Raw genomic sequence first — 23,096 nt, forward strand, 5'->3', positions numbered from 1 at the left:
ATGAAGATTTCGTGACGCGATGGGCGATGCTGGTGCATCGTGCCGGGCGCGGCCCGCATCGATGCGCGCCCGGAAGGCGGCGGGCGCGCGGTGACGCGAAAGGCCGCCATCCGGCGGCCGTCGCGCCCGAGCGTGCGTCAGCGCTTGCCCGCGCTCAGCGCGCCGGGCGCGGATGCGTCGCCCTCGTCGCGCTCGCCGCTCATGTCGCGTGCGCCCCAGCGCTGCGCGAGCGCCGCGCACGCCATCAGCTGGATCTGGTGGAACAGCATCAGCGGCAGCACGATCGCGCCGACCGCGTTTGCCGAGAAGATCACCTTCGCCATCGGCACGCCGGCCGCGAGGCTCTTCTTCGACCCGCAGAAGATGATCGTGATCTGGTCGGCGCGGTTGAAGCCGAGCCGCTTGCCGACGAACGCGGTCAGCAACAGCGCGATCGCGAGCAGCACGACGTTGACGACCAGCAGGCCGCCGAGCGCGCGCGCCGGGATCTGGTGCCACAGGCCCTGGTTGACGGCCTCGCTGAACGCGACGTAGACGACGAGCAGGATCGAGCCCTGGTCGACGAAGCGCAGCACGCCGCGGTTGCGGTCGATCCAGCCGCCGATCACGGGCCGCAGCAACTGGCCCGCGATGAACGGCACGAGCAGCTGCATCACGATGCTGCCGACGGTGCTCCACGGCGACGCGGCGGCGGCCGACTGCGACGTGATCATCAGCCCGACCAGTGCCGGCGTGACGAAGATCCCGAGCAGGCTCGACGCGGATGCCGCGCATACGGCAGCCGGCACGTTCCCCTTCGCGATCGACGTGAACGCAATCGACGACTGGACCGTCGACGGCAGCGTGCACAGGAACAGCACGCCCGCATACAGCGTCGGCGTGACGAGCGGCTGCAGCACGGGTTTCAGCGCGAGGCCGAGCAGCGGGAACAGCGCGAACGTGCTGAGCAGCACGACCGCGTGCAGCCGCCAGTGGGTCGCGCCCGCGACGACGGCTTCGCGCGACAGCTTCGCGCCGTGCAGGAAGAACAGCAGGCCGACGGCGATGTTGGTCGCCCAGTTGAACGCGTGGGCGGCCGGGCCGCGGCAGGGCAGCAGGCTCGCGAGCACGACGGTGCCGACGAGCACGAGCGTGAAGTTGTCGGGAAGAAAACGGGGACGGGCCATCGGGAACTCGCTTCGGAAACGACGGAGGCGCGCGTCGCGCGCGCGGATGCCGTCATTGTCCCGGTTGACGATTCACCACACAAATTCATTGTGGGAATCGATTAATGAATCGACCGCATGCAGCGGGAACCATCCACCCGCCCGATCAAGCGCAAGACAGCAGAAGAATGTTCTGCCCCGATCGCCGCATCAAGTGAAAAAACCTAGCAGTAACATGGCGTTACACCGATGCCGGCGACATAACACTTTTTGGCTCGACACCCTTTCGGAGCGCTCATAAATTACTGCTGAAAGCCTTGGGTCGGCCGAAAGGAGCCGGCGGCGGGCGTGGACAGGCACTGAACGATGACGGAACGGGTGAAACGGAAGATCGGACGATGGGTGGCAGGCGTGCTCGGCGTGCTGCTGATGCCGCTCGCGCTCGCGCAGCCGCCCCACGGCGGTCATGCGTTCGGTGGCCACGGCTTCGGTGGCGGCGACATGCGCGCGTACGGTCAGCCGGCTGGCGGGCCTGGTGGTATTCCCGTCTGGCGCCGCGTTCCGCCCCCCGCTGGTGCGCGCGCCGGCGGCATGAACAGCTACGGCTCCCGCTGGGGATTGCGGCCGACGCCGTCGTACGGCCATTACGCCGCGCAAAGCCCGTATCGCCCGATCAGCGCCGACGCGCGCCAGATGCCGCACCCGCCGGGCGGCGGCAACGTGCCGTTGCGCGCCGGTTCGATCCGCGCCGACGTCGCGCGCTACAACGAGGAGCGCGGCGGCCGTCCGATGCCGCCGCCCCGCTCGCAGGAAGAGCCTGCGCACACGCCGTCTTACTCCCCGTTCTACCGAAACTGAGCGCCCGCGCGCTCGCTCCCCCGCCGGCTGATGCGAATTCGCCACAGTCGCGCGCAGATTTCCGCTGATTTTCCCTTCGCATTGCGCTATCTTTCGCGCCCGGCTCGCATGTGCCGCGCCGCCGTCCCGCCGCGCGGCCGCTTTTGCGCCGGGCCGCCGGCGTGCACCCGGCCACGTATCGAATCCGCGAAGTTAATGCCGCCGCTATACCCGCAATAAGTGTGCGCAATTTTGACCGGACAAATGATCCGTAAAGATGGCTGCGCCCCATACGACGCAAGCACTCGGCTCCCAAAAACAACGCTCGCGCCACTTATCGACAATTCGACAAAACCTGGAGATCCAATGAAAGCATTCGCTCGCCGTGCGTCGCGCACGTCCGTCAAGCTGATCGCCACAGCCGCCTGCGTGGCGGCCACCGCTCCCGTTTATGCGCAATCGAGCGTGTCGCTTTACGGTCAGGTCGACGAATGGGTCGGCGCAACCAAGTTCCCCGGCGGCGATCGCGCATGGAACGTGTCGGGCGGCGGGATGTCGACGTCGTACTGGGGCCTGCACGGCGCCGAGGATCTCGGCAGCGGCTACAAGGCGATCTTCACGCTGGAGAGTTTCTTCCGTGCGCAGAACGGCCAGTTCGGCCGCTTCCAGGGCGACACGTTCTTCGCGCGCAACGCATACGTCGGCATCAGCTCGCCGTACGGCACGGTGACGGCAGGCCGTCTGACGACGCACCTGTTCCTGTCGACGATCCTGTTCAACCCGTTCTACGACTCGTACACCTTCTCGCCGATGGTGTACCACGTGTTCCTCGGCCTCGGCACGTTCCCGACCTACCCGAGCGATCAGGGCGCGGTCGGCGATTCGGGCTGGAACAACGCGCTGTCGTATACGTCGCCGTCGTTCGGTGGCCTGAATTTCAGCGCGATGTACGCGCTCGGCAACCAGGCCGGCGACAACCGCTCGAAGAAGTGGAGCGCGCAGTTCAACTATGCGAACGGCCCGTTCGCGGCGACCGCCGTGTATCAGTACGTGAACTTCAACAACGGCCCGCAGGACCTGAGCGCGCTCGTCTCCGGCCTGAAGAGCCAGGGCATCGCGCAAGTCGGCGCGACCTACGACCTGAAGGTCGTGAAGCTGTTCGGCCAGTACATGTATACGAAGAATGACCAGGTCGCGGGCAGCTGGCACGTGAATACCGCGCAGGGCGGCGTGTCGGTGCCGCTCGGCGTGGGCAACGCGATGGCGTCGTACGCGTATTCGCGCGACGCGGGCGGCCTCGACCAGACACGCCAGACCTGGGCCGTCGGCTACGACTATCCGCTGTCCAAGCGCACGGACGTCTACGCTGCGTACATGAACGACCACATCAGCGGCCTGTCGAACGGCAACACGTTCGGCGCCGGCATTCGCGCGAAGTTCTGACGCGCGAGCGATCGGTTCGCCGGCCGCGCGCGCAAATCGCGCGTTCCGGCTGCATGTTTTTCGCCCGAAACGGCGCCGCCACCCGCGGTGCCGTTTTGCCTTTCTTGACCTTTCTGTTTCCTCGCCTTTGTTACCCTATCTCGTAATTGGACCATTCCCCCGTCATTACGAGCTAGTTCGATGGATACCCTCGTCAGCATGAATGTGTTTCGCTACGTCGTCGAAGTGGGCAGCTTCGTCGGCGCGGCCGAGCGCATGCAGATGTCGGCTGCGATGGCGAGCAAGCACGTGATGCATCTCGAGCAGCAGCTCGGCGCGCGGCTGCTGCATCGCACGACACGACGCGTCGCGCCTACCGAGGCGGGACGCGAATATTACGAGCGCCTCGTGCAGGCGCTGTCGGAACTCGACGAAGCCGGGCAGGCCGTCGGCGCCGCGAGCGTGGTGCCGCAAGGCAGGCTGCGCGTGACGTCGCTGTCCGCGTTCGGGCTGCGGCACGTGATGCAGGCCGTCACCGATTACGCGGGCCGTTTCCCGGACGTGACCGTCGACATGACGCTGTCCGATCGCGTGGTCGACCTGATCGAGGAAGGCTACGACGTCGCGGTGCGCGCGGCGCCGAACGGATTGAAATCGTCGTCGCTGGTCGCGCGGCAGATCGCGACCGCGCACATCCTGCTGGTCGCATCGCCCGAGTATCTCGACAAGCACGGCACGCCGCAGACGATCGCCGATCTCGCGAGCCACAACTACCTGCGGCGCGAGTCGAATTCGACGATGCTCGATTCGCTGGTGATCGACGCGGCGGCTGCGTCGCGCGTGAACCTCAACGGCAACCTGATCGTGAATCACCTCGAAGGGCTGCGTGCGGCCGTGCTCGCGGGCGCGGGCATCGCGCTGCTCGGCACCGAGGTGGTCGGCGACGACATCGAATCCGGCCGGCTCGTGCCGGTGCTGCTCGACTCGGTGCCGCCGCACGAGGCGCCGATCTACGCGGTGTATGCAAGCCGTCGTCACGTGTCCGCGAAGGTGCGTTCGTTCGTCGACTTCCTGGCGGCGCGTTTCGAAGGACAGTCGCTGTGCCCGTCGATCGAATCGCACTTGCGCGTGCTGCCGATCACGCGGATGAAGCGCGCGGTCTGAGCCGCGGGCTCCGCTGCGGCGGGCCATGAAAAAAAAGCGCGAACCGCTGCGGTTCGCGCTTTTTGTTTGGTCCGACGGTATCGGCGTCGGTGGCGGCCGGCGAGCCGCCGCATCCGTCAGCGTGTGATGCCGAGCCGCGCCTTCGCTTCGTCGTACTCGCGCTTCAGCCGCTCGACGAGCGCGCCCACGCTCGGCAGGTCGTCCATCAGGCCGACACCCTGGCCGGCACCCCAGATGTCCTTCCACGCCTTCGTCTTGTCGCCGCCGAAATTCATCTTGGTCTTGTCGGATTCCGGCAGCGCTTCCGGATCGAGGCCGGCCTTCTCGATGCTCTCGCGGATGTAGTTGCCGTGCACGCCCGTGAAGAGGTTCGTGTAGATGATGTCCGACGATTTCGCGTTCACGATCGCGTGCTTGTAGTCGTCGATCGCGTGCGCTTCCTGCGTCGCGATGAAGCGCGTGCCCATGTACGCGAAATCGGCGCCCATCGCCTGCGCGGCGAGGATCGAGCCGCCGTTCGCGATCGAGCCGGACAGCACGATCGGGCCGTCGAAGACCTTGCGGACTTCGCCGACGAGCGCGAACGGCGACGTCGTGCCCGCGTGGCCGCCCGCGCCGGCCGCAACGAGGATCAGCCCGTCGACGCCGGCTTCGAGCGCCTTCTGCGCGTGGCGCAGGTTGATCACGTCGTGCAGCACGATGCCGCCGTAGCTGTGCACCGCATCGACGATTTCGCGCGCCGGCGCGCGCAGGCTCGTGATGAAGATCGGCACCTTGTGCTCGACGCACACGCGCACATCGTGCTCGAGCCGCACGTTCGACTGGTGGACGATCTGGTTGACCGCGATCGGGCCGAGCACCGCGTCCGGGTGTTTCGCCTTGTGGTCGGCGAGTTCCGACTGGATCTGCGTGAGCCACTCGTCGAGCAGTTCGGCCGGACGGGCGTTGAGCGCGGGGAACGAACCGACGATGCCCGCCTTGCATTGCGCGAGCACGAGTTCGGGGTAGCTGACGATGAACATCGGCGACGCGATGACGGGCAGCGTCAGGTTCTGCAGGACAGCGGGCAATGCCATGTGATGTCTCCAGTCTCGAGGGGCAGTCGGCGCCCGCGCGGTCGCGCCGGCGCCGATACCGTGCTTTGCGGTCGAACGGTGATTCGAGTGTAGCTGCGAAACGAGGTCGTTCATATTAATACGAACGGTCGTGCGATTCTACGCGAGCTTAACAAACTGCGCGGTGTGGCGGCAATCGAGTGAGTGTTCTCTTTCTAGGGATTCTGGCGGTTACCCCGCTGTGAAGACGCGCCGGCGCTCCTAAAATAACCGCCATAACAAACCAACGAGAAATAAACCATGTCGTTTGACGCGTTTGCACCGTTTCGCGTGACGGTGCAGGACACCGACATCTTCGGTGTCAAAGGAGGCGCGGGCCCGCCGCTTCTGTTGCTGCACGGGCATCCGCAAACCCACATGATCTGGCATCGCGTTGCCGCGACGCTCGCGAATCACTTCACGGTGATCGCCACCGACCTGCGCGGTTACGGCGCATCGGGCAGGCCGCCGAGCGACGCGCAGCACGCGCCGTATTCAAAGCGTGCGATGGCGGCCGACCAGGTCGCCGTGATGCGGCATTTCGGCTTCGAGCACTTCCATGTGTGCGCGCACGACCGCGGGGCGCGTGTCGCGCACCGGCTCGCGCTCGATCACGCGGACGCCGTCGAGCGGATGATGCTGCTCGACATCGCGCCGACGCTCGCGATGTACGAGAAAACCGATCGCGCGTTCGCGACCGCGTATTTCCACTGGTTCTTCCTGATCCAGCCGGAGCCGCTGCCCGAGACGCTGATCGGCGCGCATACCGATGCGTACATCGAGCGCGTGATGGGCAACCGGTCCGCCGGGCTCGCGCCGTTCGCGCGCGAGGCGCTCGACGCGTACCGTGCCGCGCTCGCGCAGCCGGGCGCCGTACATGCGATGTGCGAGGACTACCGCGCGTCGGCGACGATCGATCTCGAGCACGACCGTGCGGATCTCGAGCGCGGCAACAAGGTCGCGTGCCCGCTGCGCGTGCTGTGGGGCGCGAACGGGATCGTCGGCCGCTGCTTCGATCCGCTCGACGAATGGCGTCGCGTCGCGCGCGACGTCAGCGGCCGCGCGCTCGAGTGCGGGCACTACATTCCGGAAGAGGCGCCCGTCGCGCTGATCGACGAACTGCTCGCGTTCTTCGAGGCGCGCGACCCGGTCGCATGACGGCGGGCGGCGCGCGCTGCCCGCTCGCTCAGCGGTGCGCGCCGTCATCCTCGGCGAGCGGCGGCAGCCGGCGCGGCACGGGCGTCGATTTCACGATCGCGGTGCTCGTCTCGGCGCGCTCCGTCACCTTCGACAGGATGTCGTCGAGGTGCTCGATCGTGCGCAGGTAGAGCCGGCAGATGAAGCAGTCGTCGCCGGTCACCTTGTCGCATTCGACGAATTCGGGAATCCGCCGCAGCAACTCCTCGACGAGATGCAACTGGCCGGGCAGCGGCTTCACGCGGACGATCGCCTGCAGCGTGTAGCCGAGCGCGCGCGGGTCGAGATCGACGGTGAACGCGGCGATCACCCCTTGCGCCTCGAGCCGCCGCACGCGGTCGGCGGTCGCGGGCGCCGACAGCCCGATCTGCCGCGCGAGTTCGCTGGTCGCGATGCGCGCGTCGTCGGCCAGCGCCGCGAGGATCGCGCGGTCGGTCGCGTCGAGCGACGTGACGGCGGGTGGGGAAAGGCGTTTCGGCATGATCGCTTTGCTTTCGAAGGTGAATCGGTTGTTTCACTTCAGTTTAGCCATGGTTGCGGCGAAAGCAAGTTTCTAGAATCGAAGTCATCCACTCTTTTCAACGGAGTTCATGATGGCCTCGAATGAAATGCGCCGCGGTGCCGCCGAGATGGTCGTCGCGATGATGATGTCCGGCACGATCGGCTGGCTCGTGATGTCGTCGCAGCAGCCGCTGACGAACGTCGTGTTCTTCCGCTGCCTGTTCGGCGCCGCGACGCTCGCGATCGTCTGCGCGGCGTTCGGCTTCCTGCGCCGCTCATGGTTCTCGCCGCGGATGCTTGCGCTCGCGACGCTCGGCAGCGTCGCGATCGTCGCGAACTGGCTGCTGCTGTTCGCTGCCTATTCGCGCGCGTCGATCTCGATGGCGACCACCGTCTACAACACGCAGCCGTTCATGCTCGTCGCGCTCGGCGCCATCGTGTTCCGCGAACGGGTCACCGCGTCGACGATCGCGTGGCTCGCGCTCGCGTTCGCCGGGCTCGTCGCCGTGGTGCGTGTCGAGCCGGCCGTGCTCGCGGTGCCGGGCGAATATCTGGAAGGCGTCGCGCTGTCGCTCGGCGCGGCGTTCCTGTATGCGATCTCGTCGATCGTCACGAAGCACCTGAAGGGCACGCCGCCGCATCTGCTCGCGCTGTTGCAGGCCGGCCTCGGCGTGGTGCTGCTCGCGCCGTTCGCGCACTTCGGCACGTTGCCCGCGACCGCCGCGCAGTGGTTCGACCTCGTCGTGCTCGGCGTCGTGAACACGGGCCTGATGTACGTGCTGCTGTACGGCGCGATCCAGAAGTTGCCGACCGCGATGACCGGCGCGCTGTCGTTCGTCTATCCGGTCGTCGCGATCGTCGTCGATCACGTCGCGTTCGGGCAGACGCTCGCGTGGACGCAGGTGTTCGGCGCGCTGCTGATCCTGCTTGCGGCGGCCGGCGTGAATCTCGGCTGGCGCATCGTGCCCGAGCGCCGCGCGGCTGTCGGCAACTGAAACGGTCGTGCGATTCGGTGCCGCTGCGGCCCCGCCGGATGCGGATGGCGGGAACGAGGATTGCGCGAGGAGTGCGAACGAAAGCCGCCCGCGCGCACCCGTGAAAGATGCCGTAAGAAGTTGTAGGGAAACACCCGATGCGATGCGGCCGCGTCGCTCGTATGATGCGGGCTGTGACGTTGATCACGTTCACAGGATTCCGATCTCATGCCGTTCGCCCGTCAGGCTGAACGGCTTTTTTTTATGCGCCGCTCCTGGCGATCAGGCGCCGCCGCGCATCGAGTCGCGCGAGCACCACGCGCTTCGCGTCGTCGTCCGACGCACGCCACCCCTTGATCTCGTCGCGCGTGCGCAGGCAGCCCGCGCACCAGTCGGTGCGCGGATCGATCCGGCATACGTCCGTGCACGGCGATGCGACCGCGCCGGCCGCCACCGGCACGACGCTCATGCGGGCTCCCGCAGCGCGACGTCCGCGACCGGCGCGCCCGTCAGCGACACGAGCTCGTGCGGCGACAGGTTGAACACCGCGTGCGGATGGCCGGCGGCCGCCCACAGGCTGTCGAGTTCGAGCAGGTCGGCGTCGATCAGCGTGACGGGTTCGATGAGATGGCCGATCGGGCAGACGCCGCCGATCGCATAGCCGGTGTTGTCGCGCACGAACTTCGCGTCCGCGCGGCCGACCGCGCCGACCTGCGCGGCGACCTTCTTCTCGTCGACGCGGTTGACGCCGCTCGCGACCACGAGCACGGGCGCGCCGTCCGACTGCCGGCGAAACAGGATCGACTTCGCGATCTGCGCGACCGAGCAGCCGAGCCCGGCCGCGGCCTCGGCCGAGGTCTTGCCGGTTTCGGCGAGCATCACGATGCCTTTCGCGTGGCCGCGCTCGCGCAGCAGCAGCGCGACGCGGCGCGCGGAATCGGGGAGAGAATCGAATGAAGCGGGTGTTGTCATGTCGGGGAATCCATCGAATGCCGGGGTCAGACGCAGTTCGCGGCGTCGGCCGCGCTCTGCGCCTTGGCGAGCAGGGCGCGACCGGCGCGCGACACGTTCGTGCGGCCGATCGCGTTCGAGATGAAGTCGCCGGCGGCGACGACCTGCGCGAGATCGATGCCGGTGTCGATGCCGAGGCCCTGCAGCAGGTACAGCACGTCCTCGGTCGCGACGTTGCCGGTCGCGCCTTTCGCGTACGGGCAGCCGCCGAGGCCCGCGACCGACGCGTGGAAAATCTCGATCCCTTCGAACAGCGCCGCGTAGATGTTCGCGAGCGCCTGGCCGTAGGTGTCGTGGAAGTGGCCCGACAGGCGTTCGCGCGGGAATACGCGCGTGACGGCCGCGAGCACTTCGCGCGTGCGCTTCGGCGTGCCGACGCCGATCGTGTCGGCGATGTCGATCTCGTCGCAGCCGAGCGCCGCGAAGCGCTCGACGACATCGACGACCGACGCGACCGGCACTTCGCCCTGGTACGGGCAGCCGAGCGAGCACGACACGCTGCCGCGCAGCCGCAGGCCCGCATCCTTCGCGGCCTTCGCGACGGGCTCGAAGCGCGCGATGCTCTCGGCGATGCTGCAGTTGATGTTGCGCTGCGAGAACGCCTCGCTCGCCGCGCCGAAGATCACGACTTCGTCGGCGCGCGCGGCGACCGCATTCTCGAAGCCCTTCAGGTTGGGCGTGAGCACGGAGTACACGGTGCCCGCACGGCGCTCGATGCCGGCCATCACGTCGGCGCCGTCGGCCATCTGCGGCACCCATTTCGGCGACACGAACGATGCGGCCTCGACGTTGCGGAAGCCGGCGCGCGACAGCCGGTCGACGAGCGCGATCTTCACGTCGGTCGGCACGAAGGTCTTCTCGTTCTGCAGCCCGTCGCGCGGGCCGACTTCGACGATCTTGACGGCGGTGGGGAACGTCATGGTTGTCTCCTGATTGCTCTGTAGGGCGGAATTCAATAGCCGCGCGCGTAGTCGACGATGCCGCCGATGCGCTCGCCGCGCTCGAGCGCGCGGATCTTGCCGGCGATCTGCGCGACGGCTTCTTCGCGCAGCGTCTCGGCCGAGCTGTGCGGCGTGATCGTGATGCGCGGCGCGTGCCAGAACGGATGGTCTTCCGGCAGCGGCTCGTGCTGGAACACGTCGAGCGTCGCCGCGGCGATCCGGCCGCTCGAGAGCGCGTCGAGCAGGTCGGCCTCGACGAGATGCGCGCCGCGCGCGACGTTGACGAGGTACGCGCCCGGCGCGAGCCGCGCGAACGTGCGGGACGACAGGATGCCGTCGGTGCCGGGCGTGCTCGGCAGCAGGTTGACGAGCACCTTCGCGCCGTCGATGCACGCGTCGAACGCGTCGTCGCCGGCGAAGGTCTCGACGCCGTCGAGTTGCTTCGCGCTGCGGCTGTAGCCGCGCACGGGCAGGCCGAGCGCGGCGAGCGCGAGCGCGACCTGCGCGCCGAGCACGCCGAGGCCGAGCACGGCGACGGTGAAGCGCGCGCGCGCATGCGGTTCGAGCGGATGCCAGCGGCGCTCGCGCTGCTGCGCATCGTATTCGTCGAAGCGGCGCAGGTAGCGCAGCACCGCGTGCGTGACGTATTCGACCATCTGCTGCGCCATGCCCGAATCCTCGAGCCGCACGAGCGGCACATGCGGCGGCAGCGTGCCCGGATGCGTACGGTCGAGCGCGAGCAGTGCGTCGACGCCCGCGCCGAGATTGAAGATCGCGCGCAGGCCGTCGCGCGGCGCGAAGAACTCGCGCGGCGCGCGCCAGACGAGCGCGTAGTCGGCGGCCGCCGTGTCGCCCGGCTGCCATGCGCGCAGTTCGGCTTCCGGCAGCGCGCGGGCGATCTCGTCGCGCCACGCGCCGGCTTCCTGGTGCGGCGAATAGAACAGGATCTTCATTGCGTGACGGCGCGCGTGCCGGCGAGGCACGTCACGGGAACGGCGAGCGGGAACCGGCGCAGCGCGCCGGCGGGCGTAGCGGACATCGGGCGTCTCCTGACGACCGGGCCCGGCGCGTCGGCGCCCGGCCCGGTTCCGTGTGAAGCTGACGGGAAGCCCACATTCTACGGTTTCGCGGCGCATTGCGCGCCGGTGCGCGGGCCGGGTGGCGCGGCCCCGGGTTGCCGGCCCCCGGATGGCTGGCCCCCGGTTGGCCGGCCCCCGGACGGCCGGCCCGTGCACAAGCAAAGCACAAAATATTGGTTCGGCCGCCGGGTACGCCGCGCCACAATCAAATCCCGTCTTCTGGCAAGCGAGGGCAATCATGCGCGCATGCAGCAAATCGGCGTGGCCGCCGCGGCTCGTCACCGTTCCGGGTCTGCACGGCAGCGAAGGCGCTCACTGGCAGACCTGGCTCGAACGGCAGTTCCCGCGTTCGCTGCGCGTCGAGCAGGATGACTGGGACGCGCCCGATCTCGCGCGCTGGGCGCAATCCGTGCGTGCGCTGCTCGATCGCGAGCGCGGCCCGTTCGTGCTCGCCGCGCACAGCTTCGGCTGCCTCGCGGCCGCGCATGCGCTCGCGCAGTGGCCGCATACGGGCGATGTCGCGGGCGTGCTGTTCGTCGCGCCCGCCAGTCCGAAGAAATTCACGTTTGCCGGGCCGTTCGACGCGCGCCGGCTCGCGGCGCCGTCGGTCGTGATCGGCAGCGAGACCGATCCGTGGATGCCGCTCGCCGATGCGCGCACGCTCGCGCAGCGCCTGGGCAGCGCGTTCGTGAACCTCGGCGACGCCGGGCACATCAACACGGCGGCCGGCTTCGGGCCGTGGCCGCGCGCGAAGTACTTCATCGACACGCTGGTTCACTGCGCGGCGCCGCTGCGCTTTCGCGACGCGGACGACGACGGCTTCGAAGCCGCGCTCGTCGATCGCGCGCTTGCGCACGCGGTCTGACGGGCCGGGCGGCGCGCTGCACGGCGGATGCCGCGCAACGCCGCGCCGTCGCGCTTACGACGCGGAGACGGGCCGCACCGCGGCCGGGTCCGAATAGCTCGACCGGCCGTTCTCGACGTGGCCCGCAAAGCGGCGCGAGAACGTACCGGCCGCACCGTCGCTCACCGTCACGTCATACCACTGGTGGCTCGACGCGAGCGTCCACTGTTCGACGCGCTCGTCGCCGCCGTGCAGCGTGACCTGCCGCGACGGCGCGCCGTACGCGTTGCCGGTCAGCGTCAGCGTGACGTGGGCTCCGCCGTGGTTATGCCGCTTCAGGTACAGGTTCCCGTTCTGCGGTCGGGGGACGGAAGCGGCGGGATCAGCCCGGCGACGACGCGGCGGCGCCCGGCGCGGAGGCGTTCGACGCGGGCTTCGCGTCGTCGTCGTCATCGGGCGGGTAGTGCACGACGGGCGGCGCGAGCGGCGCGGCATCGGATGCGGCGGCGTGCGCGGTCGCATCGTTGTTGAACGCGCTGGCGGAGCCGGCCGATGCGCCGGCCTGCTGCGAGGCGTCGGCTGCGTGCGCGTCGTGCGGCGCATCATCGCTGCAGGCAGCGACGAAAGCGGCGGCACAAAGAACGACGACGACGGAAACGCGACGCATGACTTCTCTCCTGGCAGGCTGATCGGGAAACGTTTTCAAGTATGCCGATGCGATGCGACGTTTCGGTGAATCGTTTGCGACCGGTGCGCGATCGCGGAATGCTTTCGCCAAGCCAACCCAATTCTTTCGAATGTGTACGCCCGGCGTGCGGCCGCCGCCCGTCAGCGCCGCGGCGTCCTGCGCCGCACCTCGCTGCGCAGCCAGTCGAGCCAGGTGCGGATCGCCGCTTCGTGCGGATGGCCGGGGCGCCACACGACGTAGTGCGCATACACGTCGGTCACGCGCACCGTCGACACGCGCACGAGCGTGCCCGCCGCGAGTTCGGGCTCGATCAGCGAGCGGCGCGCGAGTGCGACGCCGCGTCCTTGCAGCGTCGCGTCGATCAGCGCGTTCGCGTCGGCGAAGCGCGGCGCGCGCGCGGATTCGGTGAGGTCGAGCCGGGCGGCCTGGAACCACGGCTCCCACGGTTGCGCGGGATGGCGCAGCAGCGTCGCACGCACGAGATCGGCCGGCGCGCGCGGTGCGACGCCGTCGCGATTGCGATACGCGGGGCTCGCAACCGGGAAGATCGTTTCGTTCATCAGCTTCTCGGCGACGACGCCCGGCCACGTGCCGGGCCCGTAGCGCAGCGCGACGTCGATGCGGTCGCGCTTGCGCAGCGGCGTGAGCGCCACGTCCGGGTGCAGCGCGATCGCGATGTGCGGATGCGCGGCCGAGAAGCGCGGCAGGCGCGGTGTGAGCCAGCGCTCGGCGACGCTCGGCAGCACGCTGACGTTCAGCGTGATGTCGCAGGTGCGCGGGCGGCTGCGCACGGCGAGTGCCGGCTCGAACGCGCGTTCGAGCACGCTGAGGCCCTGGCGCACCTGCAGCGCGAGCGCGTGCGCGGCGTGGGTCGGTGTCGCGCCGTTGCGCTCGCGCGTGAAGAGCGGGTAGCCGAGTTGCGCCTCGAGCGCGCGGATGTGCTGGCTGACGGCGCCTTGCGTGAGCGCGAGCGCGTCGGCCGCGCGCGTGAAGCTCTGCAGCCGCACGGCGGTCTCGAACGCGCGCAGCGTCTGCAGCGGAGGGAGGTGGATGCGTCGCATGCGGGTATTAGTAACACTAATGTCCGAGCACGACAATTCATCGTTTGCGGCGCACGTGCACGCGTTCCTACACTCGGTTCCGTCTTCCACAGCCCCGTCGGGCCACACCATCATGAACGCATATCGTCTCTATCTCTCGCCGGGCGCCTGCTCGCTTGCCGCCCACATCGCGCTCGAGGAAACCGGCGCGCCGTTCGACGTCGAGATCGTCTCCGTGCAGAAGCAGCAGAACCTCGAGGCGCGCTACCTCGCGATCAACGCGAAGGCGCGCGTGCCCGTGCTCGCGATTCCGGGCGAGCCGCAGGTGCTGACCGAAACGCCCGCGATCCTCACCTATCTCGCGCGCCGTTATCCGGATGCGCAACTGCTGCCGCTCGGCGACCCGCTGCGCGAGGCGCGGTGCCACGAATGGCTCGCGTGGCTGGTCGGCTGGGTGCATGGCGTCGGCTACGGCGCGCTGTGGCGGCCGGGCCGCTTCATCGGCGACCCGGCGCTGCACGGGGCGGTCAGCGCGCACGGGTGCGGCGTGATCGAGGCCGCGAATGCGTCGATCGAAGCCGCGCTCGCCGACGGCCGCACATGGGCCGAACCGGGCGCGCATTCGATCGTCGATCCGTTCCTGTTCGTGCTGTATCGCTGGGGTGTCGCGATCGGACTCGACATGACACGGCATCCCGCGTGGACCGCCCATGCGCAGCGCGAGGCCGAACGGCCGGCCGCGCGGCGCGCGCTGGCGCGCGAAGCGGCCTGACGTCCACGCGGGCTACGTGGCGCCTGCCGCGACGCCCGCGTGCATCGCGCGGCCGCTATCGTGCGGCGAACAGCGGATAGGTCGCGCCCGCGACCAGCGCGGCCACGAGCCACACCACGCTCCACGAACCGATGGCGAGCAGCGGCGGAATCGCGAGCGGCGTCGCGAACAGCCCCAAGTAGACGACCGTATTCGCCATCCCGAGCGCGGTGCCCGCGTGATTCGCGCCCGCGAGCGTCGCGAGTTCCGTGTACGCGACGCCGTGCCACGCCGATACGCAGATGCCGGCGAACACGAGAATCGCGACGATCGCGGCGAGCGGCACGTGCGGGCTGCCGGCCGTCGCCGCTGCGAGCAGCGTGAACGACCCGGCCGCGACGAGCACCGAACCGCGCAGGTACGCGCGCCGGTTGCCGTGCCGGTCGGTATGGCGGCCGCTCCAGACGCGCATCACCATTGCGCCGAGCTGCAGCACGACCATCGCCGCGCTGATGCCGGCGAGGCCGAGCCGGCCGAAGTCGTGCAGGAACACCGTCGCGAACGTGAGCACCGCGAACTGCGGCGCGCACAGTGCGCCGATGCCGAGCACGATGCGCCACACGGGGCCGCTCGCGAGCGGGCCGCGCGTGTGCGGGGCAGCCTGATGCGGCGGCTCGACGGGGCGTGGCACGGCGACGTGCACGGTAGCCGGTGCGGCGGGCGGCTCGTGCAGCCAGCGCCAGGTCAGTGCGGCCGATCCCGCGCACAGCAGCATCAGCGTGCCGAATACCGCGGCGAAGCCCAGGTGCGAAGCGAGCGACGGCAGCAGCGCCGCGCCGACGCCGCCGCCGAGCGGCACGGCCGTCTGGCGGATGCTCATCGCGAGCCCGCGTTCGCGCTCGCCGAACCAGCGCATCACCGCGCGCCCGCTCGACCCGTTCACGCTGCCGCCGAGCAGGCCGACGCAGCACATCGCCGCGACGACGCGCATCAGCGGCGGCGCTGCGTGCGCGGTCGGGACGATCGTGCACACCATCAGCGCGAGCATCGCCGCCGTCGCGACGAGCCCGGTCAGCAGCACGCGGCGATCGCCGAAGCGATCGGCGGCGATCCCCCACGGCAACTCCGACAGCGCGACGCCGAAGCCGAGCGCGCCGAGCACGAGGCCGAGCGTGCCGTTGTCGAGGTGATAGGCCGCGCGCATCCACACGGCGGTGGTCGGAATGCCGGCCGCGGCGGCGGAAAAGCTCATGTTCGCGGCGACGCCGGCCGCCAGCACGCGCCAGCGATGAGCCGGGCCGCGCGCGTCGGCGGCGGGCGAGGAGGGGGAAGCGATGCACGAGGTATCCATGACGGCAGGCCCGGTTGGAAATTGACATCCACAGTCTGGCGGCCTACATTCATCCTGAAAATCGGAAAGTATTTGATGAATCGTTCGATAAAACGGGATGATTGACATGTCCGGACAAGACATTCCGCGTGGCGGCGGCGAGCCGCTCGCGGTGGCCGATGCCGCGCTGGCCCGGCCCAACTTCGACGTGGCGGCGCTGCGCAGCCTCGTCGCGGGCGTGGATCTCGGCAGTTTTGCGAAGGCGGCCGACCGCGTCGCGCGCTCGTCGTCGGCGGTGAGCGCCCAGATCCGCAAGCTCGAGGAGCAGGCCGGCACGCCGCTGTTCGTGAAGGCCGGGCGCGGGCTCGCGCTGACCGACGCCGGCGACGCGATGCTGCGCTACGCGCGGCGGATGATCGAACTGAACGACGAGGCGGCCGCGGCCGTGCGCGGCGTGAACCTCGACGGCTGGGTGCGCGTCGGGCTGCAGGAGGATTTCGGCGAAGCGATCCTGCCCGATGTGCTCGGGCGGTTTGCGCGCGCGCATCCGAAAGTGAGGATCGAGGCGCGCGTGGCGCGCAATGCCGATCTGCTCGACCGGCTCGACGCGAACCAGCTCGATCTCGCGCTGGTGTGGGGCGACCCGGCGTCGGCGGCGCTGGTGGCGCGGGCGGGGATCGACAGCGAAGCGATCGCGCAGGTGCCGATGCAATGGATCGGCGCGGCGGGTGCGGGCGGTTTCGGGATGCCGGACGGCGGCGCGCAGGAGAGTGCCGAAGGCGATGCGGAAGAAACGGGCGAAGAAGCGGGCGAAGAAGCGGGCGGCCGCGCGGTGCGCGCGCCGGGCGAGCCACTGCCGCTCGTCGTGTTCGACCGGCCGTGCCGGTTCTTCGGCGCGGCGACCGGCGCGCTCGATCGCGCGGGCATGCCGTGGCGCGTCGCGTTCACGACGCCGAGTCTTGCCGGGCTATGGGCCGCGGCGGCGGCCGGCCTCGGGCTGACGGTGCGTTCGCACTACGGGCTGCCCGCGTCGGTGCGCGTGCTCGACGCGGCGTCGTGCGGGCTGCCGGCACTGCCGAGCCTGCCGCTGATCCTGCTGCGGCGCACGTCGTCGGCGACGCCGAGCGTCGACCGGCTCGCGCGGATCGTGAAGCAGGCGGTGAGGGAGGCGACGGAGGGGGCGGTGGCGGCGCTGGCGGCCTGACGAAAGGTTCGATTGCCGCCGCGGGCTGCGACTCGGCGGCCCCTCTGCCGATCGGCCGAATGGATCGATCGGGCGAACCTGACTACAGTGATGGTCATCTGAAACGGAGGTCATCATGCAAAACGCGAACACGCCCGGCGCCAGTGCGATCGATCCATCGCAACGGGCTGATGCCACGATCCGCGGTGACGGCGCGTCAGTCGATCGGCTTGCTCCTGCGAAGCGGCCTGTTCGGTTCGGAGTCCTGCAAGGGCAGGCCTGGATCGCGGACGACTTCGATGCCCCGCTGCCCGACTACCTGCTGGATGCTTTCGAAGGGCGCTGATGCGGCTGTTGCTCGATACGCACATTTTTCTGTGGATCGTGACCAATGACCCCAAGCTCAGCGCACGGGCGCGCAGACTGATCTCGGCCGCCGACGAACGTTTCGTCAGCAGCGCGAGTATCTGGGAGGCCGCCATCAAGGCAGGCTTGGGGAAGCTCGACATCGACGTGGGCAAGCTGATCCGCGCGATCGGCGCAAGCGGGATTCGCGAGCTACCGGTTCGGGCCGTGCATGGGGCCGCAGTCCGCGATTTGCCGCACCACCATCGCGATTCGTTCGATCGCTTGCTGGTCGCGCAGGCCCGGCTCGAACCGCTTCAGCTCGTGACTGCCGATGCCCATCTGGCACGGTACGGCCTGTCTCTGATTCTGACAGTTTGAAATAATCTGCCGGGTCGAAATCGATCGGTCGCCAACGCCTCACGCGGCTCAGCGGCTTATGCCACTGCGACGTTTGGCTCGATTGCGTCGAGTTCCGCGCAGATGGCTGCCAGCCGTTCCCGCAACCCTTCGCTCGCCGGCACGAACGGCAGCCGCAACCCGTCCTCGCACCACCCTTGCGCGGCCAGCACGGCCTTCACCGGCGCCGGGTTCGGCTCCGCGAACAGCGCCGCGACGAGCGGCTGCAGCGCGACCGACAGGCGCCGCGCGTCGGCGAGCCGTCCGTCGCGCAGCAGCGCATGGATGCGCACATGCCATTCGGGCAGCACATGCGCGCTGCTTGCGATTGCGCCGTGCGCACCGGCGCACAGCGCCGCGAAGTTCTGGTTGTCGTCGCCGGACAGGATCGCGAGCGGCGTGTCGTGCACGAGCCGGCTCATCCGGTCGAGCGTGCCGCCGCATTCCTTGATGCCCGCGACGCGCGGGTCGCGCGCAAGACCCTGCAGCGTCTCCAGCTCGACGTTCACGCCGGTGCGGTACGGGATGTTGTAGACGAGCACCGGCAGGTCGGCCGCGTTGACGATCGCCTCGACGTGGCGGCGGATGCCGTCCTGCGTCGGCCGCACGTAGACGGGCGGCGTGACGAGCAGCCCGTCGGGCCGCAATGCCGCGAGTTCGCGCGCGCGCACGGCCGCGAAATGCGTCGCGCTCGCGGTCAGCCCGACGACGATCGGCCGCCCGGGTGCTGCGTCGCGCAGCGTCGCGAACACGGCGTCCTGTTCGCGCGCATCGAGCAGCACGCCCTCGCCGGTCGTCGCACCCGCGACGAAGCCGGCGATGCCCGCAGCCGCGTAGCGGCGCGCGAGACGTGCGAGCGCCGCATGGTCGACTTCGCCGTGGTGGAACGGCGTGATGACCGGCAGCCAGATACCTTCGAAACGTGTGTTCATGCAAAGCCTCATGGTGGAAACGGAGTGGGAAGGAACCGTTCCGCCGGCGGAGTGCCGGAGCGAGGCGTGCGTGCAAGGAGAAAGAAACGACCTGCGGGCATCCCGTCCGGCATTCGCCTGACGGGACGCGACGTCCCCGTCAGTCGAGGAGTCGTTTTTTCAGTTTCAGCCCGGCCGCGCGCGCACCTGCCGCGACGGCGGCGAGGATCGAGGGCGAGCGCAGGGCAGCGGACATGGATGAACCGGGAAATGGGCTGAGCGGCGATCTTAACACCGGATCGGACGCGCGCGCGAGCGTCGGCCGCCACTTAGCAGGATTCGAGATTTGCTTTCCACGACTGATTGGAAAGCGCGCCGCGCCCGGCCGCTAGAATGCCCGCTTACGTTTCGATGACAGCGCGCACGCGTGCCGTCACGCACCTTCACCACCACTGGAAACGGGGCATATCACGATGGCAAGCACCAAGGGGATCGGCCGCTGGCTGCACACGGGCGCGGCGGCGGCGCTGGTCGTGGCGGCGGCTGCCGCCCACGCGGACACGTCGATCCTGAACGTGTCGTACGACGTGACGCGCGAGCTGTACAAGGACATCAACACGAGCTTCGCTGCCGCGTACAAGCAGAAGACCGGCGAGACGGTCGCGCTCAAGCAGTCGCACGGCGCGTCGAGCGCGCAGGCGCTGTCGGTGCTGCAGGGGCTGCAGGCCGACGTCGTGACGATGAACCAGCCGAACGACATCGACCTGCTCGCCGAGCGCGGCCAGTTGCTGCCGAAGGACTGGCGCGCGCGCTTCCCGGACAACAGCTCGCCGTACTCGACGACGATGGTGTTCCTCGTGCGCAAGGGCAACCCGAAGGCGATCAGGGACTGGAGCGATCTCGCGAAGCCGGGCGTCCAGGTGATCATCGCGAACCCGAAGACGTCCGGCAACGGCCGCTACGCGTATCTCGCTGCGTGGGGCTTCCAGAAACAGAAGGGCGCGACCGACCAGCAGGCGCTCGACTTCGAGAAGGCGATCTTCCGCAACGTGCCGGTGCTCGACTCCGGCGGCCGGGGAGCGACGACGACGTTCACGCAGCGCGGCATCGGCGACGTGCTGGTCACGTTCGAGAACGAAGTCGCGCTGATGGATACGGGCGCGTCGGGCGCGCAGTTCGACGCCGTGTATCCGTCGGCGAGCATCCTTGCGGAGCCGCCCGTCGCCGTCGTCGACAAGGTCGTCGACAAGAAGGGCACGCGCAAGGTCGCGCAGGCGTATCTCGACTACCTGTACACGCCGCAAGCGCAGGAAATCATTGCGCAGCACCATCTGCGCCCGCGCGACGCGAACGTGCTGAAGAAGCATGCGGCCGAGTTCAAGCCGCTGAAGACGTTCAGCGTCGAGCAGGTCTTCGGCAGTTGGGCCAACGCGCAGAAGACCCATTTCGCCGACGGCGGCACGTTCGACCAGGTGATCGTCGACCGGAAGTGAGCGCGGCGCGTACCGCGCGCTTGTCCGCACGACGACGACGCAGCCGGCCGCTTACGCGGCCGGTTTTTTTGCGCCGGCGGCCGCGTGCGTCCGGCGACGCGGCGGATTTCCGTTCCGAAGCGGCACGCATTCCCGGCCGCCGCCGCGCGTGCTACGCTCATCGCCTCCCTGCAACCGGCACCGCGCGATGAACGTCGATTCGTCCTCCCCAGCCTCCCGCGGCCGTGGCCGCAAGCTCTGGTCGGGCAACCGCCCGGTGATCGCTTACGGGATGCCGCCGCTTGGCTGGCGCGACTTCTATCACCGCGCGCTGACGGTGAGCTGGCCCGTGTTCTTCCTGTCGCTCGCGGTACTGTTCCTGCTGCTCAACGGCGGCTTCGCGACGCTCTACCTGCTCGGCCGCGCGCCGATCGCGAACCAGTCGCCGGCCGGCTTCGGCGGCGCGTTCTTCTTCAGCGTCGAGACGCTCGCGACCGTCGGCTACGGCGACATGCATCCGCAGACCATTTATGCGCATCTCGTCGCGACGTTCGAGATCTTCGTCGGGATGTCGGGCATCGCGCTGGCCACGGGGCTCGTGTTCGCGCGGTTTTCGCGGCCGCAGGCGAAGATCCTGTTCGCGCGCTATGCGATCGTGCGGCCGCTGAACGGCCGGATGACGCTGATGGTGCGCGCCGCGAATGCGCGCCAGAACGTGATTGCCGAAGCGCAGGCTAAATTGCGGCTGATGCGCGTCGAAGGCACGCACGAGGGCTACACGCTGCGCAAGATCCACGACCTGCCGCTCGTGCGCAGCGAGCATCCGATCTTCCTGCTCGGCTGGAACCTGATGCACGTGATCGACGAATCGAGCGCGCTGTTCGGCGAGACGCCCGAATCGCTCGCCGCGCGCGACGCGTCGTTGCTGATCACGATCGAGGGCTCGGACGAAACGACCGCGCAGGTCATGCAGGCGCGTCACTTATGGGAGCATGGGGAGATCCGCTGGCGTCACCGCTATGTCGACCTGATGCACGACGAAGGCGGCATCACGCACATCGACTACACGCATTTTCACGAGGTGGTGCCGGTCGACGCCGACACCGACGAGCGCGGGTCGCCGGGCGTGGTGGAGGCCGAAGGCGGCGGCGCGGCGCCGGGCCCGGCCGCGTAAGCGCGCCTGGGCGCCGCCGGCGGCGCCCCTACGTCACGCGTGAAGCAGACGCGCCGCTTCGCGCTGTTCGATCGCGACCGCGCGACGGAACGCGTCGCGGTCCTCGGCTCGCGCGACATAGTCGCCGAGCACGCCTTCGTGCGGCAGCAGATGCGCGTCGAACGCGCTCTTCAGCGTGCTGGCGAGCAGCAGGTCGGCCGCGGTGAAGCGGTCATCGACGAGCCACGGGTTATGGGCGAGCGCTTGCGCGAGCGCGCGCTGCACGCGTGTGATGTTGCCCCAGCCGAACGCGACCGGATTGCCCGACGCGCCGATGAATTTCTCGGCCATCGCCGGTTCGAGGCAGGTCGGCGTGAAGAACATCCATTGGAGGAAACGGCCGCGCAGCGGATCGTCGGGCGCGACGCCGAGCCCGGCGCCCGGGCAGCAGTCGGCGAGATAGAGCAGCACGGCCCCCGATTCGGCGAACGGCGCGCTGCCGTCGTCGAGCGCGGGAAGCTTGGCCATCGGGTTGACCTGCACGAACGCGTCGCTGCCCTGTTCGTGCGAGCGCAGGTCGATCGGCACGAGTTCGTACACCACGCCGATTTCCTCGAGCATCCACAACGCCCGGAATGCCCGGGTCTTCGGCCAGTAGTAGAGCTTCATCGCGCCTCCGCGTTTGGATGCCGGTGTCGGTCCGGTGGATGCTCAAGCGTACCCGAGCGCAGGAGGTTCGGACAGGGGCGCCCGGCTAGGGGCGCCCGGCGAGGGGCAGCCCGACTGCGCGTGCCTGGTTCGATGCGTTGTGTCAGACGGAACCGGGCAGCAGGCCGGGCAGAGCCTGCTGCATAATGAAGTCATTTGTTAACTAGTTATATTAAAACTAGTTATGAAAAATTCCGGCATAAGTCGGCATCACTACAATCCGCATCGCCGATCCCGCAGCACCCGCGCATCCGGCAACGCAAGCATTCGGCCACGATCGCCGACGCGTTGCGAAACGCGCGAATCATTGGAGACAAGTCACGCATGGCAAACGACGACCGCACCACGATCATTCCGCGAAGAACGCCGGAATCGACGGCCATGGTGGCCGAGATCAGGCGAGCGATGACAATCGCCGCGCGGCTCAACCGCCTGACGTTCGACGATGCGGCTGAAGTTCGCGCGTTGTTCAGCGAACTGATCGGCGTGCAGGTGGACGACGGCTTCCGGCTGATCCCGCCGTTCCATGCGACGGGCGGCGCCGGCATGAAGCTCGGACGCAACGTGTTCGTCAACCAGAACTGCACGTTCTACGACCTGGGCGGGCTCGAGATCGGCGACGACGTGATGATCGGGCCGAACGTCAGCCTCATCACGTCCGGCCATCCCGTCGAACCTTCGAGGCGGCGCGACTTCGTCGTCGCGAAGCCGATCGTGATCGAACGAAACGTCTGGATCGGCGCCGGCGCGACGATCATCGGCGGCGTGACGGTGGGCGAGAATTCGGTCGTCGCGGCCGGAGCCGTCGTTACCCGGGACGTTCCGCCGGATACGCTGGTCGGCGGCAATCCGGCGACGGTCATCCGGTCGATTGCCGAGTGAGGCTGCCCCGGCGCGCGTGTCGGCT

At 68.8% G+C, this 23,096-nt stretch carries 25 protein-coding genes and 1 pseudogene; 13 read left to right on the plus strand and 13 right to left on the minus strand.

Going from position 1 to position 23,096, the window contains the following annotated elements:
• Positions 1 to 137 precede the first annotated feature (137 nt).
• Positions 138 to 1,166, minus strand: coding sequence for a bile acid:sodium symporter family protein (locus BFF94_RS22485; RefSeq protein ID WP_128851327.1), 1,029 nt, complete (start codon positions 1,164 to 1,166; stop codon positions 138 to 140).
• Between the two features lie 345 nt (positions 1,167 to 1,511).
• On the opposite strand from BFF94_RS22485, the gene BFF94_RS22490 reads away from it, so the two are divergent.
• From BFF94_RS22490 to BFF94_RS22500, 3 genes are all read left to right on the plus strand, one after another.
• Positions 1,512 to 2,003: a peptide-binding protein gene (locus BFF94_RS22490; RefSeq protein WP_219139855.1), complete on the plus strand. Its 492-nt coding sequence runs from the start codon at positions 1,512 to 1,514 to the stop codon at positions 2,001 to 2,003.
• Positions 2,004 to 2,348: 345 nt separating this feature from the next.
• The gene (locus BFF94_RS22495; protein ID WP_128851325.1) at positions 2,349 to 3,425 is read left to right on the plus strand and encodes a porin; all 1,077 of its coding nucleotides are present in this window, start codon (positions 2,349 to 2,351) and stop codon (positions 3,423 to 3,425) included.
• A gap of 180 nt (positions 3,426 to 3,605) precedes the next feature.
• Positions 3,606 to 4,568 (plus strand): LysR family transcriptional regulator, encoded by a 963-nt coding sequence (locus BFF94_RS22500; protein WP_128851322.1) that lies wholly within the window; start codon positions 3,606 to 3,608, stop codon positions 4,566 to 4,568.
• Between the two features lie 116 nt (positions 4,569 to 4,684).
• On the opposite strand, the gene BFF94_RS22505 is transcribed toward BFF94_RS22500, so the two are convergent.
• The gene (locus BFF94_RS22505; protein ID WP_128851320.1) at positions 4,685 to 5,644 is read right to left on the minus strand and encodes an NAD(P)H-dependent flavin oxidoreductase; all 960 of its coding nucleotides are present in this window, start codon (positions 5,642 to 5,644) and stop codon (positions 4,685 to 4,687) included.
• Between the two features lie 279 nt (positions 5,645 to 5,923).
• Between BFF94_RS22505 and BFF94_RS22510 the strand changes: the two genes are divergently transcribed.
• Complete coding sequence (locus BFF94_RS22510) at positions 5,924 to 6,820, plus strand: alpha/beta fold hydrolase (RefSeq protein WP_128851317.1); 897 nt, start codon at positions 5,924 to 5,926, stop codon at positions 6,818 to 6,820.
• A 28-nt stretch (positions 6,821 to 6,848) separates the two neighbouring features.
• On the opposite strand, the gene BFF94_RS22515 is transcribed toward BFF94_RS22510, so the two are convergent.
• On the minus strand, positions 6,849 to 7,340 hold the full coding sequence (locus BFF94_RS22515; RefSeq protein WP_219139856.1) for an Lrp/AsnC family transcriptional regulator: 492 nt from the start codon (positions 7,338 to 7,340) through the stop codon (positions 6,849 to 6,851).
• A gap of 112 nt (positions 7,341 to 7,452) precedes the next feature.
• Between BFF94_RS22515 and BFF94_RS22520 the strand changes: the two genes are divergently transcribed.
• Positions 7,453 to 8,355: a DMT family transporter gene (locus tag BFF94_RS22520; protein ID WP_128851311.1), complete on the plus strand. Its 903-nt coding sequence runs from the start codon at positions 7,453 to 7,455 to the stop codon at positions 8,353 to 8,355.
• Between the two features lie 241 nt (positions 8,356 to 8,596).
• Here the strand turns inward: BFF94_RS22520 and BFF94_RS22525 are convergent, their stop codons facing one another.
• The 4 genes from BFF94_RS22525 to BFF94_RS22540 are packed head-to-tail and all read right to left on the minus strand — an operon-like array spanning position 8,597 to position 11,239.
• Positions 8,597 to 8,803: a DUF1289 domain-containing protein gene (locus BFF94_RS22525; RefSeq protein WP_128851308.1), complete on the minus strand. Its 207-nt coding sequence runs from the start codon at positions 8,801 to 8,803 to the stop codon at positions 8,597 to 8,599.
• Complete coding sequence (locus tag BFF94_RS22530; protein WP_128851306.1) at positions 8,800 to 9,306, minus strand: YbaK/EbsC family protein; 507 nt, start codon at positions 9,304 to 9,306, stop codon at positions 8,800 to 8,802. Before BFF94_RS22530 ends, BFF94_RS22525 begins: the two co-directional genes overlap by 4 nt.
• A 26-nt stretch (positions 9,307 to 9,332) precedes the next feature.
• Complete coding sequence (locus BFF94_RS22535) at positions 9,333 to 10,265, minus strand: hydroxymethylglutaryl-CoA lyase (RefSeq protein ID WP_128851303.1); 933 nt, start codon at positions 10,263 to 10,265, stop codon at positions 9,333 to 9,335.
• A 32-nt stretch (positions 10,266 to 10,297) separates the two neighbouring features.
• Positions 10,298 to 11,239 (minus strand): 2-hydroxyacid dehydrogenase, encoded by a 942-nt coding sequence (locus BFF94_RS22540; RefSeq protein WP_128851301.1) that lies wholly within the window; start codon positions 11,237 to 11,239, stop codon positions 10,298 to 10,300.
• Positions 11,240 to 11,603: 364 nt separating this feature from the next.
• On the opposite strand from BFF94_RS22540, the gene BFF94_RS22545 reads away from it, so the two are divergent.
• Positions 11,604 to 12,230: an RBBP9/YdeN family alpha/beta hydrolase gene (locus BFF94_RS22545; RefSeq protein ID WP_219139857.1), complete on the plus strand. Its 627-nt coding sequence runs from the start codon at positions 11,604 to 11,606 to the stop codon at positions 12,228 to 12,230.
• Positions 12,231 to 12,284: 54 nt separating this feature from the next.
• On the opposite strand, the pseudogene BFF94_RS22550 reads toward BFF94_RS22545, so the two are convergent.
• The 3 genes and pseudogenes from BFF94_RS22550 to BFF94_RS22560 form a co-directional block, all read right to left on the minus strand.
• Positions 12,285 to 12,617: pseudogene (locus BFF94_RS22550) on the minus strand (phospholipase domain-containing protein); the annotation flags it as partial.
• Positions 12,592 to 12,876 (minus strand): hypothetical protein, encoded by a 285-nt coding sequence (locus BFF94_RS22555; protein WP_219139858.1) that lies wholly within the window; start codon positions 12,874 to 12,876, stop codon positions 12,592 to 12,594. The pseudogene BFF94_RS22550 and the gene BFF94_RS22555, both read right to left, overlap by 26 nt.
• Before the next feature lie 161 nt (positions 12,877 to 13,037).
• Complete coding sequence (locus BFF94_RS22560; protein WP_128851295.1) at positions 13,038 to 13,958, minus strand: LysR substrate-binding domain-containing protein; 921 nt, start codon at positions 13,956 to 13,958, stop codon at positions 13,038 to 13,040.
• Between the two features lie 112 nt (positions 13,959 to 14,070).
• Here BFF94_RS22560 and BFF94_RS22565 point away from each other — a divergent pair, with 112 nt between their 5' ends.
• Positions 14,071 to 14,709, plus strand: a complete 639-nt coding sequence (locus tag BFF94_RS22565; RefSeq protein ID WP_219139859.1) for a glutathione S-transferase family protein — start codon at positions 14,071 to 14,073, stop codon at positions 14,707 to 14,709.
• Between the two features lie 55 nt (positions 14,710 to 14,764).
• Here BFF94_RS22565 and BFF94_RS22570 read toward each other — a convergent pair whose 3' ends face one another.
• The gene (locus tag BFF94_RS22570; protein ID WP_219139860.1) at positions 14,765 to 16,039 is read right to left on the minus strand and encodes an MFS transporter; all 1,275 of its coding nucleotides are present in this window, start codon (positions 16,037 to 16,039) and stop codon (positions 14,765 to 14,767) included.
• Positions 16,040 to 16,145: 106 nt separating this feature from the next.
• Here BFF94_RS22570 and BFF94_RS22575 point away from each other — a divergent pair, with 106 nt between their 5' ends.
• The 3 genes from BFF94_RS22575 to BFF94_RS22585 all read left to right on the plus strand — a co-directional run bounded on the left by BFF94_RS22575 (position 16,146) and on the right by BFF94_RS22585 (position 17,927).
• Positions 16,146 to 17,222, plus strand: a complete 1,077-nt coding sequence (locus BFF94_RS22575) for a LysR substrate-binding domain-containing protein (protein WP_219139861.1) — start codon at positions 16,146 to 16,148, stop codon at positions 17,220 to 17,222.
• Positions 17,223 to 17,337: 115 nt separating this feature from the next.
• A complete protein-coding gene (locus BFF94_RS22580) occupies positions 17,338 to 17,547 on the plus strand; it encodes a hypothetical protein (RefSeq protein ID WP_128851292.1) in 210 nt (69 codons plus the stop codon).
• Positions 17,547 to 17,927, plus strand: coding sequence for a type II toxin-antitoxin system VapC family toxin (locus BFF94_RS22585; protein WP_128851290.1), 381 nt, complete (start codon positions 17,547 to 17,549; stop codon positions 17,925 to 17,927). The genes BFF94_RS22580 and BFF94_RS22585 overlap by 1 nt, the downstream gene beginning before the upstream one ends.
• 56 nt (positions 17,928 to 17,983) lie before the next feature.
• On the opposite strand, the gene dapA is transcribed toward BFF94_RS22585, so the two are convergent.
• Positions 17,984 to 18,877: a 4-hydroxy-tetrahydrodipicolinate synthase gene (gene dapA, locus BFF94_RS22590; protein WP_219139862.1), complete on the minus strand. Its 894-nt coding sequence runs from the start codon at positions 18,875 to 18,877 to the stop codon at positions 17,984 to 17,986.
• Between the two features lie 452 nt (positions 18,878 to 19,329).
• Between dapA and BFF94_RS22595 the strand changes: the two genes are divergently transcribed.
• Both BFF94_RS22595 and BFF94_RS22600 read left to right on the plus strand, forming a co-directional pair.
• The gene (locus BFF94_RS22595; RefSeq protein ID WP_128851285.1) at positions 19,330 to 20,349 is read left to right on the plus strand and encodes a sulfate ABC transporter substrate-binding protein; all 1,020 of its coding nucleotides are present in this window, start codon (positions 19,330 to 19,332) and stop codon (positions 20,347 to 20,349) included.
• A gap of 187 nt (positions 20,350 to 20,536) precedes the next feature.
• Entirely contained in the window at positions 20,537 to 21,502 is a 966-nt protein-coding gene (locus BFF94_RS22600) for an ion channel (RefSeq protein ID WP_219139863.1), read from the plus strand.
• Between the two features lie 33 nt (positions 21,503 to 21,535).
• Here BFF94_RS22600 and BFF94_RS22605 read toward each other — a convergent pair whose 3' ends face one another.
• Positions 21,536 to 22,150 carry a glutathione S-transferase family protein gene (locus tag BFF94_RS22605; RefSeq protein ID WP_128841730.1) on the minus strand — a complete coding sequence of 205 codons (615 nt, stop codon included), beginning with the start codon at positions 22,148 to 22,150 and terminating at the stop codon, positions 21,536 to 21,538.
• Between the two features lie 363 nt (positions 22,151 to 22,513).
• Between BFF94_RS22605 and BFF94_RS22610 the strand changes: the two genes are divergently transcribed.
• A complete protein-coding gene (locus BFF94_RS22610) occupies positions 22,514 to 23,071 on the plus strand; it encodes a sugar O-acetyltransferase (RefSeq protein ID WP_128841731.1) in 558 nt (185 codons plus the stop codon).
• Positions 23,072 to 23,096 lie beyond the last annotated feature (25 nt).

The organism is Burkholderia catarinensis (assembly GCF_001883705.2).
GTDB lineage: Bacteria > Pseudomonadota > Gammaproteobacteria > Burkholderiales > Burkholderiaceae > Burkholderia > Burkholderia catarinensis.

Coding starts and splice junctions, on each gene's coding strand:
- BFF94_RS22485 (WP_128851327.1), bottom strand. CDS start 1,166: ATGGCCCGTCCCCGTTTTCTTCCCGACAACTTCACGCTCGTGCTCGTC.
- BFF94_RS22490 (WP_219139855.1), top strand. CDS start 1,512: ATGACGGAACGGGTGAAACGGAAGATCGGACGATGGGTGGCAGGCGTG.
- BFF94_RS22495 (WP_128851325.1), top strand. CDS start 2,349: ATGAAAGCATTCGCTCGCCGTGCGTCGCGCACGTCCGTCAAGCTGATC.
- BFF94_RS22500 (WP_128851322.1), top strand. CDS start 3,606: ATGGATACCCTCGTCAGCATGAATGTGTTTCGCTACGTCGTCGAAGTG.
- BFF94_RS22505 (WP_128851320.1), bottom strand. CDS start 5,644: ATGGCATTGCCCGCTGTCCTGCAGAACCTGACGCTGCCCGTCATCGCG.
- BFF94_RS22510 (WP_128851317.1), top strand. CDS start 5,924: ATGTCGTTTGACGCGTTTGCACCGTTTCGCGTGACGGTGCAGGACACC.
- BFF94_RS22515 (WP_219139856.1), bottom strand. CDS start 7,340: ATGCCGAAACGCCTTTCCCCACCCGCCGTCACGTCGCTCGACGCGACC.
- BFF94_RS22520 (WP_128851311.1), top strand. CDS start 7,453: ATGGCCTCGAATGAAATGCGCCGCGGTGCCGCCGAGATGGTCGTCGCG.
- BFF94_RS22525 (WP_128851308.1), bottom strand. CDS start 8,803: ATGAGCGTCGTGCCGGTGGCGGCCGGCGCGGTCGCATCGCCGTGCACG.
- BFF94_RS22530 (WP_128851306.1), bottom strand. CDS start 9,306: ATGACAACACCCGCTTCATTCGATTCTCTCCCCGATTCCGCGCGCCGC.
- BFF94_RS22535 (WP_128851303.1), bottom strand. CDS start 10,265: ATGACGTTCCCCACCGCCGTCAAGATCGTCGAAGTCGGCCCGCGCGAC.
- BFF94_RS22540 (WP_128851301.1), bottom strand. CDS start 11,239: ATGAAGATCCTGTTCTATTCGCCGCACCAGGAAGCCGGCGCGTGGCGC.
- BFF94_RS22545 (WP_219139857.1), top strand. CDS start 11,604: ATGCGCGCATGCAGCAAATCGGCGTGGCCGCCGCGGCTCGTCACCGTT.
- BFF94_RS22555 (WP_219139858.1), bottom strand. CDS start 12,876: ATGCGTCGCGTTTCCGTCGTCGTCGTTCTTTGTGCCGCCGCTTTCGTC.
- BFF94_RS22560 (WP_128851295.1), bottom strand. CDS start 13,958: ATGCGACGCATCCACCTCCCTCCGCTGCAGACGCTGCGCGCGTTCGAG.
- BFF94_RS22565 (WP_219139859.1), top strand. CDS start 14,071: ATGAACGCATATCGTCTCTATCTCTCGCCGGGCGCCTGCTCGCTTGCC.
- BFF94_RS22570 (WP_219139860.1), bottom strand. CDS start 16,039: ATGGATACCTCGTGCATCGCTTCCCCCTCCTCGCCCGCCGCCGACGCG.
- BFF94_RS22575 (WP_219139861.1), top strand. CDS start 16,146: ATGTCCGGACAAGACATTCCGCGTGGCGGCGGCGAGCCGCTCGCGGTG.
- BFF94_RS22580 (WP_128851292.1), top strand. CDS start 17,338: ATGCAAAACGCGAACACGCCCGGCGCCAGTGCGATCGATCCATCGCAA.
- BFF94_RS22585 (WP_128851290.1), top strand. CDS start 17,547: ATGCGGCTGTTGCTCGATACGCACATTTTTCTGTGGATCGTGACCAAT.
- dapA (WP_219139862.1), bottom strand. CDS start 18,877: ATGAACACACGTTTCGAAGGTATCTGGCTGCCGGTCATCACGCCGTTC.
- BFF94_RS22595 (WP_128851285.1), top strand. CDS start 19,330: ATGGCAAGCACCAAGGGGATCGGCCGCTGGCTGCACACGGGCGCGGCG.
- BFF94_RS22600 (WP_219139863.1), top strand. CDS start 20,537: ATGAACGTCGATTCGTCCTCCCCAGCCTCCCGCGGCCGTGGCCGCAAG.
- BFF94_RS22605 (WP_128841730.1), bottom strand. CDS start 22,150: ATGAAGCTCTACTACTGGCCGAAGACCCGGGCATTCCGGGCGTTGTGG.
- BFF94_RS22610 (WP_128841731.1), top strand. CDS start 22,514: ATGGCAAACGACGACCGCACCACGATCATTCCGCGAAGAACGCCGGAA.